We start from the raw sequence: 15,508 nt of genomic DNA on the forward strand, positions 1-15,508 counted from the left end.
CCGATGACTGCTGGGCCTACCTGGGTACGCGGCAACCCTGGCGGTGTCATGCACCGCTCCGGCTGCGCTATGATTGATCTTGAGCGGCCCGCCGGGAGACTTCGGTGGTCGGCCTCGCGTTGGTGGTCCAAGGAAAGACGCCCCGCTTCCTGCGGGGAGATGCAGGTGCAAGGCCTGCCCGGCGCTCCACAGCCCCGCCTCCTGTATTCCGGAGGCGGGGCTTGTTTCATTTCGCCGCAAGCCTCACTGCCGCCCCCATGCCACTCCCTGTCACCCCCTACCTGCCTCTGGCCCCCTGCTCCAGCCCCCGGGAATGCGCCGACCAGGTCCGCTGTTACAGCACACGTAGCTGACATGCGCGAGTCAAGATCGCGTGATGTGGGCGGAAGGAGTACCTCATGGCACGCAACAGCGCGCGACCCGTCGTCACGCTGAGGTCGACAGCCGGGACCGGCGTCACCTACGTGACGCGGAAGAACCGCGGAAACGACCCCGACCGGCTCGTCCTGCGCAAGTACGACCCGGTGGTCGGTGAGCACGTCCCGTTCCGGGAGGAGCGCTGAGCCGAGCCCGGCGCCACCGGGCGGGCCGTCACAGGACCGTCGACCGTCACAAGACCGTCGACGGTCACGGAACCGTCGACCGTCACTAGGGAGGCAACCTCATGAAGCCCCGCATCCACCCCGAATCCCGCCCCGTCGTCTTCCGTGACCGGGCCGCGGACATCGCGTTTCTGACCCGTTCGACCGCGCACTCTTCGAAGACGATCGAGTGGGAGGACGGGGGCACCTACCCGCTGATCGATGTCGAGATCTCGTCGGCGAGTCATCCGTTCTACACCGGGACCTCGCGGGTCCTGGACACCGCAGGCCGCGTGGAGCGCTTCGAGCGTCGTTACGGCCGTACGGCCGCGCCGCGGCACTGACGGCGGGCCTGACAGTTCACAGCACGAGGAGGACAGATCCATGAAGGTGCGCAAGTCCTTGCGTTCCATGAAGTCCAAGCCGGGGGCTCAGGTGGTCCGTCGACGGGGCGTGGTCTTCGTCGTCAACAAGAAGAACCCGCGTTTCAAGGCCCGCCAGGGCTGACGGCACACCACTCGGAGGCAGGCGGCGACGAGGAATGGATTCCCCGCGTGGCTATGTGCCGCGCGGCTGGGTGCCAGACGTCAGGGCAACCCAGATGTCGTCGCTCTCCCGGATCACGTAGAGGGGATCCCTTCGTGGCTTCCAGTCACGGGAAACCACGTAGTACCGCCCATCGCGTTCCAGGAGCAGCCGCAGACCCGTGTAGCGGTAGCGAGGGTGGAAGGGCGCTCCCAGGTCTTCCGTGACCAGGGAGTCCTGGGGCAGGGCCAACCGGTGGGTGCTGAGAATCAGCACCCCGGTCCAGCGCGTCACATCGCGAGCGCGCTCCTTGGCGTCCCGCTCACCGAGTTGCCAGGTGATCTGGGTCAGTGCCCAGAACAGGAAGACCGCCGCCGCGAAGAACGGGAGCGCCTTGTGCCGGAGACCGGCTCGACGGTCGCTTGTCGTGTGCCGGCACTGGCCGAGGAGGAGACCGGCCGCGACGGTGAGCGGGGCGACCCAGCCGTACGGTGCGATGGCCGGCGAGATCATGAGCAGCACCAGCCCGACGCCGACCACCATCAAGTGGAGACGTGCCGCCGCCGTGCGAAGAGGTGAGCTGCCGTCGCTGTCTCCTTGCTCAGCGAATCGTGAGCCTACGCGGGGCCATGGGACGCCCGCCGCCACCAGAACGATCACGGCGACCACCAGGACTTCGCGTCTCAGCAGGTGCAGGCTCTGTAGAACCAAGCCGCTGAAGCCGAAGTTGAGCGTGTTCAGAGTGAGGTTGAAGTAGCCGTAGAAACTGGTGGTGTACATCGCGCCGAGGTAGAACATGAGCGCCGCGACGAAGGAAGCTTGAGCTACCACGCTCTTCAAGACGGCTGTCGTGCTCTTACGGTCGCCCAGGTCCGTCATCGGTGTGGAACTACCCGCACGGTGGTTGTGCTCGAGATGCTCGCTCACGTGCTGGGAGGAGCCGGCGGTTCGTCGGCGTGCGGGGTGGTGTCGGGCGGTGTTGCGGACGGCGGTGCAGGGGGTGGTTCGACGGTGGTGTCACCGGTGTCCGTGGGCGGCGGCGGTGGTGGCGGGACCGTCGGGCTGGTGGTGTCCGGGGAAGGGGAAGGAACCGGAACTGTGGGAGAGGGACTCGGTGACCAGGACGGAGTGACTGCGGGGGATGTCGACGGGGCAGGCGCCGGTTCCGAGGAGTCGCAGGCGGCGGCCATGGCGAGGCCGATTCCGATACACACCGACGTGACGATCCCCCCGCGGATCTTCTTCCGCATGCCACCTCCTTGATCGTTTCGGAGAGTAGGCGCCCTCTTCCGGTGGATCGCGAATCCCACGCGGTCCACCTGGGCACGTCCCCCGATTGGCCCCTCCGTACCGTCCCGGCGACGGGATGACGTTCGTACGGGCCACGGCGTCGCGGCTCAGTCCGCGTCCGTCGGGATGCGGAGCGTCACGCGGTAGCCGCCGTCGGGGGTGGGCCCGGACTCGAAGGCCCCGCCCAGGAGTTCGGCGCGCTCACGGAGTCCGACGAGGCCCTGCTGGGAGCCGGGCAGGGGCAGGGAGGGACGGGTGGGGGCGTTGTTGGTCACCGTGACGCCGAAGCGGTCGTCGGAGTGCCACAGGTGGACGGTGGCGGCCGCGCCGGGCGCGTGTTTGCGTACGTTGGTCAGGGATTCCTGCACGGTGCGGTAGAGGGCGCGTTGCGCGGGGGTGGCGATGGCGGAGGGGAGTTCGCCCGTCAGGGTCGCCTCGATGCCGCTGGTCGACACGAGCTTGTGCAGGTCGGCGAGTGTGGGCTGCGGGGTGAGTTCGCCGACGCGGCCCCCGGACGCCCGCAACAGCGCGACCATGTGACGCAGTTCGTCGAGCGTGTCGACGCTCAGCGAACGGATGGTGCGGGCGCCCTCCTTGAAGTGCGGATCCTTGGCGGCGACCTGAAGGGCACCCGCCTGTACGGCGATCAGGCTCACCTGGTGGGAGACGACGTCGTGCATCTCGCGGGCCAGCTGCGCACGTTCCCGGGCCAGGACGGCCTGGGAGTGCAGCAGCCGCTCGTGTTCGCGGGCCGTCTCGATCTCCGTGAGCCGGTGGGCCAAGTCCCGCCGGGCCTGGACTAGTTGGCCGAGCAGCACGGGGGCGGCGGCCGTGGCCAGGGTGTAGAAGAAGTAGATCAGCGTCCAGGCGCGGTCGTGTGAGCCGACGTTGCCCAGGGGCCAGGGCACGGCTGAGGCGGCGGCGAACAGAAAGGCGCTGGCGACCAGGAGCCGACGGTCGCGGGAGCGCTCGGCGAGGGTGAACAGCGCGGCGAGCGAGGCGAAGACGATGTCCACCATCAGGCTGGCCGGGAGCGTGAGCAGGAACACCGTGAGCGGAAAACGGCGACGCAGGGCGAGCGCGGCACAGGCGACGGCTGTCGCCGCCGTCGCGAGGCGACTCGAGTCCCCCAGGTTGATCAGGACGTCCACGGCGGCCACGGCGACGACCACGGCGTCGACGACCGGATCCGGGATCCGCGCCCACCACGGCCTGCCCCCGTTCATCGCCGGTCCTCCGACCGGTTCCGCCCGTCCAGCAGGCCCGCCCGCTGGGCGAGCAGCGCGGCCCGCACCCGGCTGTTCACGCGCAGCTTGGTCAGGATCGCGCTGACATGGTCCTTGACGGTGCCCGCGCTGAGGTGGACGCGGCTGCCGATGTCGGCGTTGGACAGCCCCTCCGCGATGAGCACCAGCACTTCACGCTCCCGCTCGGTGAGCCGTCCGACACGGGCGGCCTCCTCGTCGTCCGCGGCGGTCGCGCCCGGGTGGCTCTGCCACACGGCACGGGACGCCTTCGGTGACATCACGACACCACCCGCGCACAAGGTCCGTACCAGTTGTGCGAGTTGGTCCGGCTCGGTGTCCTTGAGCAGAAAGCCGGCCGCCCCCGAGCGCAGCGCGGTGAGGATGTACTCGTCGGCGTCGAACGTCGTCAGCATCGCCACCACGGGCGCGTCCGGCAGCGCCCGCAGGTGCCGCAGTACGGTCAGACCGTCGACGTCCGGCATCCGGATGTCCAGCAGTACGACGTCCGGTCCCTCCCGCCGTACCGCGTCCACCGCCTCCGCGCCCGTCGTGGTCGCCACGACCTCGATGTCGTCGGCCGCGCCGAGGATGAGCTCGAAGCCGGACCGCACCAGGGCCTCGTCGTCCACCACCACTACCCGGATCACGTACGTTCCGCCTCGTCCTCGATGTCATCGATGTCCTCGATGTCGATTGTCGTCACTGTGACCGTAGAACGGGAAAAGCCCGGTGCGGCGCTCCGGCGGAACGGCCCGGTCACCCGGCGGGTCGGTTCCAGTCGTCCGGGGGGTGTGAAGCGGACGTCTGCCGGATACTGCGCGATCGTCGATTCTTCCGAGCCTGTGATCCATGACGCAGAACGCACACGACACGACGCTCGTGGCCCCGCCCCGACCGGAGGCGTACGCAACCACGCAACTCCCCGACACCCGGCCCTCGGTGGGGCGCCTGATCGGAGTGGACCTCGCCCGGGGGCTCGCGGTCTTCGGGATGTACGCGGCCCACGTCGGCCCCGATCCCTCCGAGGGTGGATCGACCGGCTTCTTCATGGAACTGGCTCACGGCCGGGCTTCCGCGCTCTTCGCCTTCCTGGCCGGCTTCTCGATCGTGCTGATCACCGGCCGTCGTACCCCCAAGACCGGCCGGGCGGGCCGACAGGCGGTCGCCAAGGTGGTGATCCGAGCCCTCATCCTGCTGGTCCTGGGCACCGCGCTCACCCTGACCGGCACCCCGGTCGAGGTGATCCTCGCCTTCTACGGCCTGTACTTCCTGCTGGTCCTGCCGCTGTACCGGCTCGGCGCCCGACCGCTGGCGGTCATCGCCGTGAGCGGTGCGCTGATCCTGCCTCAGATCCTGTACGTGGTGCAGCAGGCCCTCAACCAGGGCGGCGACGGCGGTGGTCCGGGCGGGATCTGGGCCTGGCCCACCGACGCGGACGGCATCGTCTCGCTGCTCTTCACCGGCGGTTACCCGGCCCTGGCCTGGATCCCGTTCGTCGTCGCCGGCATGGCCGTGGCCCGGCTGGACCTGGCCTCCACCGTCGTCCGCGCACGCCTCGCGGTCACCGGTGTCTCGCTGGCCGTCGTCGGCCACGGCGGCTCCTACCTGGCCCTGCACCTCGTCCCCGGCGTCGCCTCCGCACTGCGCGCCTCCGGCTGGGGCGAGGGAGGTTCGGTCATGTCGGCCTGGTGGTCCGACACCGCGGGCTACCCGACCGGCACCACCCCGGCCTGGCTGCTGGCGGCCTCGCCGCACAGCGAGACGACCCTGTCGGTCGTGGCCAACACCGGCGTGGCCATCGTGGTCCTGGCCGCCTGCCTCGCCGCCACCGACACGCTCCCGGGTTTTCGCCGACTGGCCGCTCCGGTCATCGCGGTGGGCACGATGTCCCTGACCGCGTACGTCTTCCACATCGTCGCCATCCGCGCCCTGGGCATGGAGGAACTGCCAGGTTTCCCGCTGCACGTGCTGCTCGGCTTCCTCGTGGCCGTGACCGTGTTCGCGACCCTCTGGTCCCGCCACTTCGCGCGCGGCCCGCTGGAATGGCTGCTCGGCCGGGCCACCAGGATCGCGGAGCGCGTCCGATGAGCGCCACGTCGAGCGGCGGCTGGGAGCCCTGGCTCCTGACGGCGACCGCCACGGCACAGGTCGTACGGCCGTCACCTCTTGACCCCGGCTCAGGGCGGCGACTCGGGCCGCCGCCCTGAGCGAGGCATTCAGCCCGTCGACGTCACTTCTTCAGTGCCACCGCGTCCCCGGCCGAGACGATCCTCGCGGTCGTCGTCGTGCCAGGGAAGTACCAGCGCCAACTGGCCGCCGCGGTGGCGGTCACCTTGGTGCTGAGGTTCCCGTGGGTGCCCGACTTCACGGTTTTGACCGTGCTGTAGTGGGCGGCCCCGGCCTTCTTGAACTGGAGCTTGACCTGCTGCCCGGTGAAACCGTGGTAGGTGAGGTCCTCCCAGTTGGCACGGGACAGCTTGCCGGTGACGGTGAGCTCGGTGCCCTTGGCGACCGGTTCGGGCGACGCGTCGGTGGTCAGCTTCGAGGCGCGCTTCACCTTGTACTCGGCGATGCGGTCGGAGATCCAGTAGTCGCCGTCGTTGGCCTTGACGGTGGCGTCGACCTGCCAGACGCCGGCGATCGTGTTTCCATCGGTGTCACTGGTGTCCGGGATCCAGGCTGGATCGACGGTCATCGTGGCTGTGCACACCGACGTGGTGGAACTCTTCTTCACGCATGAGACCCGGTCCAGTCGACGAATCCGCGGCCGTTGGACGTGTTGAAGTCTTCGACGTGCCCACGATGACGTTCTTGCCGCCGTTGACGACGGTCTTCACGACCCGGGCGTCGCCTCTCCCCTCGGCATGCGCGCCGGTCGCCGTCAGCAGCACCAGAACCGCCGCCCCGCCCGCCGTGGCCCAACTCCTCCCATGTCTGAGGCGTGTTCTTCCCTGCATGGTCCTCCCCTGTTCGTCGGTCCCCTGATTCCGTACGGCGTCGGCGAACCAAGATCGCGACACTGTACGGAGAGGCTAGACACGGGGGCGGCTCGGTCTGGAGCTGTCGTGCCTGGTCCTGGTGGGTGAGGTCGAGCCGGGGGAGTGGGGAACGTCGTCAGTCCTCGATGTGGATCGCCAGCGCGGGGCAGACGGCCGCCGCGTTGCGTACGTCATCGGCCAGTTCCGGTGACGGGTTCTCGTTCAGCAGTACGACGATGCCGTCCTCGTCGCGCTGGCCGAAGACGTCCATGGCGGCGGCGACGCACTGCCCGGCGGCGACGCACTTCTCTTCGTCGACGACTACCTTCATCGGGATTCCTCCGTGGATGCTCCGCCCTTGAGGGCGGAGGGGAAGCGGACTCCTGCGGAGCAGGGCAGGGACAGGTGATCCGCCGCAAGGTCGGATGGTCGGTCACTGCCAGCAACCGGCAGGCGGGCACAAGCTGATTTGATAGTTTGTGAGATATGGCCAGTTGCGAGAAGCGGGCGTTCAAGTACCGCTTCTATCCGACGGATGCGCAGGCGGCGGAGCTGTCGCGCACGTTCGGGTGCGTGCGGAAGGTCTACAACATGGCGCTCGCCGCCCGTACCGAGGCATGGACGCGGCAGGAACGGGTCAACTACAACCAGACCTCGGCCATGCTGACGGCGTGGAAGAGAACCGAGGAACTGGCCTACCTCAACGAGGTCTCCTCGGTGCCGCTCCAGCAGGCGCTGCGGCACCTTCAGACGGCGTTCGCCAACTTCTTCGGCAAACGGGCCAAGTACCCGCGTTTCAAGTCGCGGAAGAAGTCCAGGAAGTCCGCCGAGTACACCACCAGCGCGTTCCGTTTCCGGGACGGTGAGCTGCGGCTCGCGAAGATGAGCGAGCCTCTGCGCATCGTGTGGTCCAGGCCGCTCCCCGAGGGCGTGAGCCCGTCCACGGTGACCGTGTCCCAGGATGCGGCGGGGCGCTGGTTCGTCTCGATGCTGTGCGACGACCCCGGCATCACACATCTGCCTGCCACGGACGCGGCGGTCGGTATTGACGCCGGGCTGGATCACCTCCTGGCCCTCTCGACCGGGGAGAAGATCGCCAACCCCCGCCATGAACGCCGCGACCGGGCCGTGCTGGCGAAGGCGCAGCGCCGGCTGGCGAAGAAGGAGAAGGGTTCGGCGAACGGCGTCAAGGCCCGGCGCAAGGTCGCCCGTATCCATGCCCGGATCGCTGACCGGCGTCGTGACAGCCTGCACCAGATCACTACTCGTCTCGTGCGTGAGAACCAAACGCTCGTGATCGAGGATTTGTCCGTCCGCAACATGGTCAAGAACCGGAGACTGGCCCGGGTCATCTCGGACGCGGCGTGGCGTGAGTTCCGGAGCATGCTGGAGTACAAGGCCCAGTGGTACGGGCGCGAGGTGATCGCCGTGGACCGGTGGTTCCCCTCGTCCAAGCTGTGCTCCGCCTGTGGCACCTTGCAGGACAAGATGCCGCTGAACGTCCGCACGTGGACGTGCGGCTGCGGCGCGACCCACGACCGGGACGTGAACGCTGCGAAGAACCTTCTGGCCGCCGGACGGGCGGTCGCAGCCTGCGGAACTGGTGTAAGACCTCAACGGAGTTCTCCGGGCGGGCAGTCGGTGATGAAACAGGAAATCTCACGGCGCGAGCCGTAAGAATCCCCTCCCTCAGGAGGGGGAGCGTCAAGGGTCTCTCCTGATCGTTCTAGTGGGTGGGCGTCGGCGCGTTCAGCGCGTCGACGATCTCTTGGCGGCGCAGGCGGGCCTGCTTGGGCATGTTCCAGCCGAGGACACCGGTGACCACGCCGTCGCTGCGGTACCGGGCGACGAAGCGCCGGGCCGTCACATCGCCCTCGACGACGTCCACTTCGGCGTCGGCCGGCAGCAGGCCGTGCACCTGGAGCTTGGCGTCGAACTGGTCGGTCCAGAAGTACGGCACCGGCTGGTACGGACGGTCCTCCCCGAGGATCACCCCTACGACCGCCGCGGCCTGCTCCGTGGCGTTCGTCCGGTTCTCCAGGCGGACCAGGCGGCCGAGTCGCTCGTGATGCCACCGGGCCACGTCGCCGACCGCGTAGACACCCTCCGCCGCGCGGCACCGGGAATCGCAGACCACCCCGTTGTCGAGGCGCAGTCCGCTGTCCGCCAGCCACTCCGTCGCGGGGGTCGCGCCGATCGCGACCACCACGGTGTCGGCCGGCAGGACCTCGCCCGTGCCCAGAAGCACTCCGGTGACCCGCCCGTGCTCCCCGGCCAGCCCCGTGACACCGGTGCCGAGCCGCAGGCGCACCCCGCGCTCGTCGTGCAGTTCCGCCAGCAGCCCGGACACCAGCGGGCCCACCTGCAGGGCCAGCGGCGCCGGCAGTGGGCCCGCCATGGTGACGTCCAGGCCCAACGTCCGTGCGGTGGCGGCGATCTCGGCGCCGAGGACACCCTCGCCGACGACCACCAACCGTGCGGAGTCCAGCAGATCCTTCCGCAGGGCCAGCGCGTCGTCGAGCGTGCGCAGCACGTGTACGCCGGTCAGGCCTTCCTGGCCGGGGAGCACCCGTGGCCGTACCCCCGTCGCGATCACGATCGCGTCCGCCCGCAGTTCGCGCCCGGACCGCGCCCGTACGGTCCGCGTCGCCGTGTCCAGGGCGACCGCCGCGTCCCCGAGGACGAACTCGGCGTCCAGCGTCGACAGCGCCTCCTGCGTGCGCAGCGCGGAGCGGCCTGGCTCCCACGCGCCGGAGAGCACCTGCTTGGACAGCGGGGGCCGGTCGTACGGCGCGTGCGGTTCGGCTCCGAGGACCGTGATCCCGCCCTCGTATCCCTTGCGGCGCAGTGCCTCCACCGTGGAGAGCCCGGCGGCGGACGCGCCCACCACCAGCACGCGGTCCGGGGCCGTCATCCGTGCACCCCGGAGGCTACGGTCTCCCTGGCGTCGTCCTCGATCTTCATGTGCGGCTCCGTTGCGGCGCGGGTGCGGTGTCCCTGTGAGGAAAAATAGACCTAACGGTCGGTACAATCAATGGCTCAATCGGCGACCCGTGAGAATCGCTGCGAGGACGTGGTCGTGTGCGCCTCGGCGGGTGTCGGGCACGCGGGCCCGGGGTCAGGCCATGTAGCGGCCGCCGTTGGTGCTGAGCGTCTGGCCGGTCACGTAACCGGCCTCCTCGGAGGCGAGGTAGGCGACCGCGTAGGCCACGTCCTCCGGCCGGCCGGCCCGCTTCATGGGCATCATGGCCGCGACCGCCTCGACGTCGACGTCGGACTCCCGCACCAACGGGGTGTCGATGAACCCGGGCGGGACGTGGTTCACGGTGATGCCCTTGTCGATGTACTCGAACGCCAGCGCCTTGGTCAGGCCGATGACACCGCCCTTGGACGCCGCGTAGTGGCCCACGGCCGGTGCTCCGCTCTGGGCCGCCGACGAGGAGATGTTGACGATCCGGCCCCATCTCGCCGCGAGCATGTCCGGCACCAGCTCCCTGGTGACCAGGAACGGGCCCTTGAGGTTGATCCTGATCATGCGGTCCCACGAGTCCTCGGTGATGTCAGTGAACGACTCGTAGACGCTGATTCCGGCGTTGTTGACGAGGACGGTGACGGGGCCGAGTTCGTGGCGGGTCCGGGCGGCCGCCGCGGCCACGGCGCTGGCGTCGGCGGCGTCGCCGCCCACCGCGATCGCGGTGCCGCCCGCCTCGTGGATCGTGGCGACGGTCTTCTCCGCGGCCTCCAGGTTGAGGTCCCACACCGCGACCGCGGCGCCCTGGGCCGCGAGTACGGTCGCGATCGCCTGTCCTATTCCACGGGCGCCGCCGGTGACGACGGCGACCTTTCCTTCCAGCGACAGTGGCAGTGGCATGGGGTGCTCCTTGGGTGCGTGGTCTCAGGTGCCGGGATCTTTTGAGGGCGGGGGGGGGAGGGCTTCGTTCTTGGTGGGCAGGGGGTGGGAGTAGGCGTGTGTGGGAGAGGCTCTGTCCTCCCGGCGGCCTGCGGCGGGGAGAAGAACTCCATTCCCGGGGCATTGGGAGTCGGAGCGGAGCCCCGTCTCCTGGCGTGCCTTCGCGGCCCGGCCGCGAAGGCACGGGAGTGGGGAGGCGGACTCCGCACCCTGTAGCCCTGGAGAGGAGAGAAACGTCCTCGCCGGTCTGCTGGAGGTCGGAGTGGGACTCCGTCCCCGGCGTGATCGCCCGCCGCCGTGACGGCGGGCCCGGAGTCGGTCAGTCGGCCAGTGCCTCGCGGGCCGCGTTGCGGGCCGCCGTCGCGGCGGGGAAGCCCGCGTAACCGGTGGCGTGGTAGATGACCTCGGCGATCTCGTCCTCGGTCAGTCCGTTGGTGCGTGCGATCCGGACATGGGTCCGCAACTCGGTCTCGGCCCCGAGGGCGATCAGGATGCCCAGCGTGACCAGGCTGCGGTCCCGGCGGCTGAGTCCCTCGCGGGCCCACAGCGCGCCCCAGACACTGGTCAGGCCGATCTCGACCAGCTCCTCTCCGAGCCGACCGTCACGCAGGTCGAGGTCGTCGCCCTCGGGGAACACGCCGGGCAGCGCCTCGCGCATGGCCTTGAGCCCCGCGGCCCGCAGATCGGTCCCGGCCCGCGGATCGGCTCCGATCTGCGGATCGGCCCCGGACCCCGCCCCAGACCGACCACCCCGCCCCCCACCCTCGCCCCCGCCCCCCACAGAGCCCGGAGCGGACTCCACCCCGTCGGCCCCGCCGGCCTCGGCGGCGATGGGTTCCTCGGCATCCATGGCCCTCATGTGCGACTCCCGGTGCATGCGCTCACGTTCGTTGCAGCGAAAGTTAGATCAAACGGTCGGTACAATCAATGCTCCCGAACAACCTGGCTGCTGACAACCCCTGAGCGGTCCACCGCGTCCCGTCATTCAAGGACCTGCACTCTTCCCGCGTCACCGCCATTGAGTCGAACCCTTCCCCTCATCTACGCTCGGGCTGAATATTCGATCGACCGGTCGAAATATCAATGAGGCTCGCGTGGGGAGTCGCGGCCCCTGTCACGTTGGAGGGCAGATGAGCGAATCGACGAAGGCGTCGAGTGCGGTGGACCAGGACCGAGTCGACGTGCTGGTCGTGGGAGCCGGTGTCACGGGCATCTACCAGCTGTATCGGGCCCGCGAGGCCGGTTTCTCGGCGAAGCTGGTCGAGGCGGGCACCGGTGTGGGCGGCACCTGGTACTGGAACCGCTACCCCGAGGCCCGCTTCGACTCCGAGAGCTACACCTACGGCTACCTGTTCTCGAAGGAGCTGTGGGAGGAGTGGGAGTGGTCGGAGCGGTTCGCCGGCCAGCCGGAGATCGAGCGCTACTTCAACTACGTGGTCGACCGTTTCGACCTGCGGCGCGACATCGTGTTCGGCGCCAAGGTGACCGCGACCGTCTACGACGAGCCGTCCGGGACGTGGACCGTGCGGACCTCCGACGGCGCCGAGCACCGGGCGCGCTTCGTCGTCGCGGCGACCGGCATCCTCTCCGTGCCGTTCATCCCGGACATTCCGGGGCGCGGCGACTTCCGGGGCGAGCAGCACCACACCGGTCTGTGGCCGAAGACGCCCGTCGACTTCTCCGGCAAGCGCGTGGCCCTGATCGGCACCGGGTCCAGCGGTGTGCAGATCGTCCCCGCGATCGCGGACGAGGTGGCCTCCCTGACGGTGTACCAGAAGGTGGCCGACTGGCTCACCCCGCTCAACAACGCCCCGATCGCGCCCGAGGAACAGGCGGAACTGAAGGCGAACTTCGAGTCCATCCGCGAGACGCTGAACACCTCGCCGAGCGGGTTCCTCCATCAGATCACCATGCGGTCGGGCCTCGACGACTCCCCCGAGCAGCGGCAGGAGTTCTACGAGGAGCGGTGGAGCGGCCCCGGCTTCACCAAGCTGTCCGAGCACTACATGGACATGACGACCAACCCCACCGTGAACGCGGAGTGGTGCGAGTTCCTCGCCGGGAAGATCCGCGGCATCGTCAAGGATCCCGGGACGGCGGAGAAGCTGATCCCCAAGGGGCACGGTTACGGCGGTCGGCGGCCCCCGTTCGGGACCGGCTACTACGAGACGTACAACAAGCCGAACGTCTTCCTCGTCGACCTCAACGAGACGCCCGTCACCCGCATCACCGAGACCGGCGTCGAGACGGCGGAAGGCGCGCAGGAGATCGACATCATCATCTGGGCGACCGGTTACGACTTCGGGACCGGCGCGCTCAACCGGCTGGGGGTGCGCGGCCGAGGGGGGCTCGCGCTGGAGGAGTACTGGGAGGACGGCCCGCGCACCTACCTCGGGGTCGCGGCCGCCGGCTTCCCGAACTTCTTCTTCCCCGGCGGCCCGCACGGCGCGCTCGGCAACAACCCGCGCTACTCGGGCGACCAGGTGGACTTCGTCGTCGACGCGCTCGTCCACACGCGGGAACGCGGCCATGACGTGATCGAGGTGACCGCCGCCGCCGAGGACGAGTGGACGGACAAGATGAACAGCAGCGGGGACCTGTCCTCGTTCCTGAAGAGCAGTTACTTCTACGGGGCCAACATCCCCGGCAAGCCGGTGCGGCAGCTGCTGAACCCGACGGGGCGGTGGGCGCTCCAGGAGATGATCGCCGCCATCCAGCGGGACGAGTACGCGACGTTCGTCTTCTCCAAGGCCACGAAAGAGGCGTAGGCGTACGAAGGCCCGGGCCGTGTGGAGGCGATCGGTCGTCTCCACACGGCCCGGGCGAGCGGGGTTCCTGAGGCAGGAGGTGGGCCCTGCGACGGCTCACGGCCCACCGTCCCCGCCAGCCCTCTGTCCCCTGCGGCCTACGACACGAACGTCGTCACCCTCCGCTGGAACCGCCAGGCGCCGTCACGCCGGCTCAGGGTGTCGTCGTAGCGCCCCACGAGCTGAACCGCCCAGCCCGCATCGCCGCGCTGGAAGAACGCCAGGTTGCTCACCGCGGTCGCCTCGTCCTCGGTCCAGGAAGTGACGACCGTGTTGGCCGTCAGGTGGAGTTGGGGCCGGGTCGGCGCGAAGGCGGCGTACCCCTCGCGTATGGCCTCCTGTCCCTCGTAGGTGCCGACGCCGGCGATCTCGGCGACGCCGTCGGGCCAGAACAGGTCGGTCAGGTCGTCGACGCGTCCGGCGTCCAGCGCCTGTGCGTAGGCGGCGATGGCGGCGTGCACGTTCGCCGCCACCGAAGCCCCGGTCGATGCGCTCATCTCGCTCCAAGCTCCAAAAGGTGAGTGGGTCGACTGCTGAAAGAACTACTGGAAGGTGGTGCTCCTGCGGTGCAACCGCCATGCGCCGTCGCGCCGGTGCAGCGTGTCCTCGTAGTGCCCGACCAGCTGCACCGCCCAGCCGGACTCACCCCGCTGGAGGAAGGCCACGTCGCTCGCCGCGGTCGCCTCGTCCTCCGTCCGTGAGGTGACGACGGTGTTGGTCACCAGATGCAGCTGCGGCTGCGTCGGCGCCCACGACTTGAAGGCGTCCCGGAGCGCGTCGTGCCCCTCGATGGGGTCCATTCCCGGCAGCTCCAGCACCGCGTCGGGCGTGTACAGCGCGACGACGTCGTCCGTGCGGCCCGCGTCCTGGGCCTGGGTGTGCGTGCGGATCACCGCACGCACACCCGCCACGACCCACGCCTCTGTGGATTCGCTCATTCTTCTCTCCAGGGTTTGATGTTTCGACCAGACAGTCTATTGCCGATTCCCGGGGAATGGGAGTGGAGTGCGTCAGATTTGTTGACCGCTCGGTACAATCACAAATAGCATGCGGACGGCTGTCAACGGGGACTGTGCCGAAGGAGGCGTGATCATGACGAAGCGTTGGAAGCAGCGTCCGCCGGGTTCGACGTGGGGCGACTGGGGTGAGGACGACGAGCTGGGTCGCATCAACCTGCTCACCCCGCAGAAGGTCCTCGAAGGGGTGCGTGAGGTCGAGCACGGGATCAGCTTCAGTCTGAGTCTGCCTCTCGACTATCCGGGCGGTTCCGCGATGAACCAGCGGCGGTACCCGCCGATCCTGCGGCCGACCGAGGACCTCGAGCACAAGCAGGACGTCTTCTACAACGTCGTCGCGCGTGAGCAGATCGACCCTTCGCTGATCGATGTGTGGTCCGACGACGTGGTGACCCTGTGGCTCCAGTACTCGACCCAGTGGGACTCGCTCGCCCACCAGGGCGCCGAGTTCGACGCGGACGGTGACGGGGTCGCCGAGCCGGTCTACTACAACGGCTACCGGGCGGGCGACCACCTGGTCGGACCGCAGGAGGACGCCAAGGGGGACGGCAGCGGGAGCCTCAGCTTCGCCCGCCACCTCGGTCTGGAGAAGATGGCGGAGCACGGGGTCCAGGGGCGGGGTGTCCTCATCGACATCGCCCACCACCTCGGCACCGGCTACCAGCCCGTCGGCTTCAGGCAGCTCCAGGACATCATGGCCGCGGACAACGTGGTGGTGGAGCCCGGTGACATGCTCCTGCTCCACACCGGCTTCGCCACCCAGATCCTCGCCTGGGAGAAGAACCCGGACCCGGTGGCGATCCATCAGACGGCCGCCTACCTCGACGCGGACGACCAGGACCTGCTCGACTGGATCGCCGAGTCGCAGATCTCGGCGCTGATCTCCGACAACTACGCGGTCGAGGGCGTGGGCGTCACACAGGCCCAGGGCCCGCACACGCTCCTGCCGATCCACCACCTCTGCCTCTTCAAGCTCGGTGTCCCGCTCGGTGAGCTGTGGTACCTGCACGAGCTGGCGGCCTGGCTGCGGGAGCACGACCGCAGCCGGTTCCTGCTCACGGCGCCCCCGCTGAACCTGCCGGGGACGCAGGGCAGTCCGCTGACACCGGTCGCGACCGTCTGACGGCTGCTACGACGGGAAGGGCCCCCAGAAT

17 protein-coding genes and 1 tRNA gene are annotated in these 15,508 nt (G+C 69.1%); 8 read left to right on the top strand and 10 right to left on the bottom strand.

What is annotated here, in order from left to right; genetic code table 11:
* The first annotated feature begins 116 nt into the window (after positions 1 to 116).
* The 4 genes from FNV62_RS41680 (at position 117) to ykgO (ending at position 1,088) form a co-directional block, all read left to right on the top strand.
* A tRNA-Gly gene (locus FNV62_RS41680) sits at positions 117 to 189 on the top strand.
* Positions 190 to 398: 209 nt separating this feature from the next.
* Positions 399 to 563 carry a 50S ribosomal protein L33 gene (gene rpmG, locus FNV62_RS41685; RefSeq protein WP_054230143.1) on the top strand — a complete coding sequence of 55 codons (165 nt, stop codon included), beginning with the start codon at positions 399 to 401 and terminating at the stop codon, positions 561 to 563.
* A 101-nt stretch (positions 564 to 664) separates the two neighbouring features.
* The gene (locus tag FNV62_RS41690) at positions 665 to 925 is read left to right on the top strand and encodes a type B 50S ribosomal protein L31 (RefSeq protein ID WP_054230144.1); all 261 of its coding nucleotides are present in this window, start codon (positions 665 to 667) and stop codon (positions 923 to 925) included.
* Positions 926 to 965: 40 nt separating this feature from the next.
* Positions 966 to 1,088, top strand: a complete 123-nt coding sequence (gene ykgO, locus FNV62_RS41695; RefSeq protein WP_054230145.1) for a type B 50S ribosomal protein L36 — start codon at positions 966 to 968, stop codon at positions 1,086 to 1,088.
* Between the two features lie 51 nt (positions 1,089 to 1,139).
* Here ykgO and FNV62_RS41700 read toward each other — a convergent pair whose 3' ends face one another.
* From FNV62_RS41700 to FNV62_RS41710, 3 genes are all read right to left on the bottom strand, one after another.
* Positions 1,140 to 1,946: a hypothetical protein gene (locus FNV62_RS41700; RefSeq protein WP_143629006.1), complete on the bottom strand. Its 807-nt coding sequence runs from the start codon at positions 1,944 to 1,946 to the stop codon at positions 1,140 to 1,142.
* Between the two features lie 557 nt (positions 1,947 to 2,503).
* Positions 2,504 to 3,622 (bottom strand): sensor histidine kinase, encoded by a 1,119-nt coding sequence (locus tag FNV62_RS41705; RefSeq protein ID WP_097287124.1) that lies wholly within the window; start codon positions 3,620 to 3,622, stop codon positions 2,504 to 2,506.
* Positions 3,619 to 4,290: a response regulator gene (locus FNV62_RS41710; protein ID WP_054230148.1), complete on the bottom strand. Its 672-nt coding sequence runs from the start codon at positions 4,288 to 4,290 to the stop codon at positions 3,619 to 3,621. Before FNV62_RS41710 ends, FNV62_RS41705 begins: the two co-directional genes overlap by 4 nt.
* Before the next feature lie 202 nt (positions 4,291 to 4,492).
* Here FNV62_RS41710 and FNV62_RS41715 point away from each other — a divergent pair, with 202 nt between their 5' ends.
* Positions 4,493 to 5,731 carry a DUF418 domain-containing protein gene (locus FNV62_RS41715; protein WP_143629008.1) on the top strand — a complete coding sequence of 413 codons (1,239 nt, stop codon included), beginning with the start codon at positions 4,493 to 4,495 and terminating at the stop codon, positions 5,729 to 5,731.
* 142 nt (positions 5,732 to 5,873) lie between these two features.
* On the opposite strand, the gene FNV62_RS57675 is transcribed toward FNV62_RS41715, so the two are convergent.
* Together FNV62_RS57675 and FNV62_RS41725 are read right to left on the bottom strand one after the other, a co-directional pair.
* Positions 5,874 to 6,338 (bottom strand): hypothetical protein, encoded by a 465-nt coding sequence (locus FNV62_RS57675; RefSeq protein ID WP_313905058.1) that lies wholly within the window; start codon positions 6,336 to 6,338, stop codon positions 5,874 to 5,876.
* 419 nt (positions 6,339 to 6,757) lie between these two features.
* Entirely contained in the window at positions 6,758 to 6,952 is a 195-nt protein-coding gene (locus tag FNV62_RS41725; RefSeq protein WP_143629010.1) for a ferredoxin, read from the bottom strand.
* A gap of 155 nt (positions 6,953 to 7,107) precedes the next feature.
* On the opposite strand from FNV62_RS41725, the gene FNV62_RS41730 reads away from it, so the two are divergent.
* Positions 7,108 to 8,298: an RNA-guided endonuclease InsQ/TnpB family protein gene (locus tag FNV62_RS41730; RefSeq protein WP_143629012.1), complete on the top strand. Its 1,191-nt coding sequence runs from the start codon at positions 7,108 to 7,110 to the stop codon at positions 8,296 to 8,298.
* 49 nt (positions 8,299 to 8,347) lie between these two features.
* On the opposite strand, the gene FNV62_RS41735 is transcribed toward FNV62_RS41730, so the two are convergent.
* The 3 genes from FNV62_RS41735 to FNV62_RS56170 all read right to left on the bottom strand — a co-directional run bounded on the left by FNV62_RS41735 (position 8,348) and on the right by FNV62_RS56170 (position 11,390).
* Positions 8,348 to 9,535 (bottom strand): NAD(P)/FAD-dependent oxidoreductase, encoded by a 1,188-nt coding sequence (locus FNV62_RS41735; RefSeq protein WP_143629014.1) that lies wholly within the window; start codon positions 9,533 to 9,535, stop codon positions 8,348 to 8,350.
* A gap of 204 nt (positions 9,536 to 9,739) precedes the next feature.
* A complete protein-coding gene (locus FNV62_RS41740) occupies positions 9,740 to 10,492 on the bottom strand; it encodes a 3-oxoacyl-ACP reductase family protein (protein ID WP_313905059.1) in 753 nt (250 codons plus the stop codon).
* Positions 10,493 to 10,850: 358 nt separating this feature from the next.
* A complete protein-coding gene (locus FNV62_RS56170; protein ID WP_225900566.1) occupies positions 10,851 to 11,390 on the bottom strand; it encodes a carboxymuconolactone decarboxylase family protein in 540 nt (179 codons plus the stop codon).
* A gap of 271 nt (positions 11,391 to 11,661) precedes the next feature.
* On the opposite strand from FNV62_RS56170, the gene FNV62_RS41750 reads away from it, so the two are divergent.
* Positions 11,662 to 13,299: a flavin-containing monooxygenase gene (locus tag FNV62_RS41750; RefSeq protein ID WP_143629016.1), complete on the top strand. Its 1,638-nt coding sequence runs from the start codon at positions 11,662 to 11,664 to the stop codon at positions 13,297 to 13,299.
* 137 nt (positions 13,300 to 13,436) lie between these two features.
* Here the strand turns inward: FNV62_RS41750 and FNV62_RS41755 are convergent, their stop codons facing one another.
* Positions 13,437 to 13,835, bottom strand: a complete 399-nt coding sequence (locus FNV62_RS41755; protein WP_097287130.1) for a nuclear transport factor 2 family protein — start codon at positions 13,833 to 13,835, stop codon at positions 13,437 to 13,439.
* Between the two features lie 45 nt (positions 13,836 to 13,880).
* Positions 13,881 to 14,276: a YybH family protein gene (locus FNV62_RS41760; RefSeq protein WP_143629019.1), complete on the bottom strand. Its 396-nt coding sequence runs from the start codon at positions 14,274 to 14,276 to the stop codon at positions 13,881 to 13,883.
* A gap of 154 nt (positions 14,277 to 14,430) precedes the next feature.
* Between FNV62_RS41760 and FNV62_RS41765 the strand changes: the two genes are divergently transcribed.
* Positions 14,431 to 15,477: a cyclase family protein gene (locus tag FNV62_RS41765; protein WP_097289342.1), complete on the top strand. Its 1,047-nt coding sequence runs from the start codon at positions 14,431 to 14,433 to the stop codon at positions 15,475 to 15,477.
* Positions 15,478 to 15,508 lie beyond the last annotated feature (31 nt).

Origin of the sequence: Streptomyces sp. RLB3-17, from assembly GCF_007113425.2 — a bacterium.
GTDB lineage: Bacteria > Actinomycetota > Actinomycetes > Streptomycetales > Streptomycetaceae > Streptomyces > Streptomyces mirabilis_D.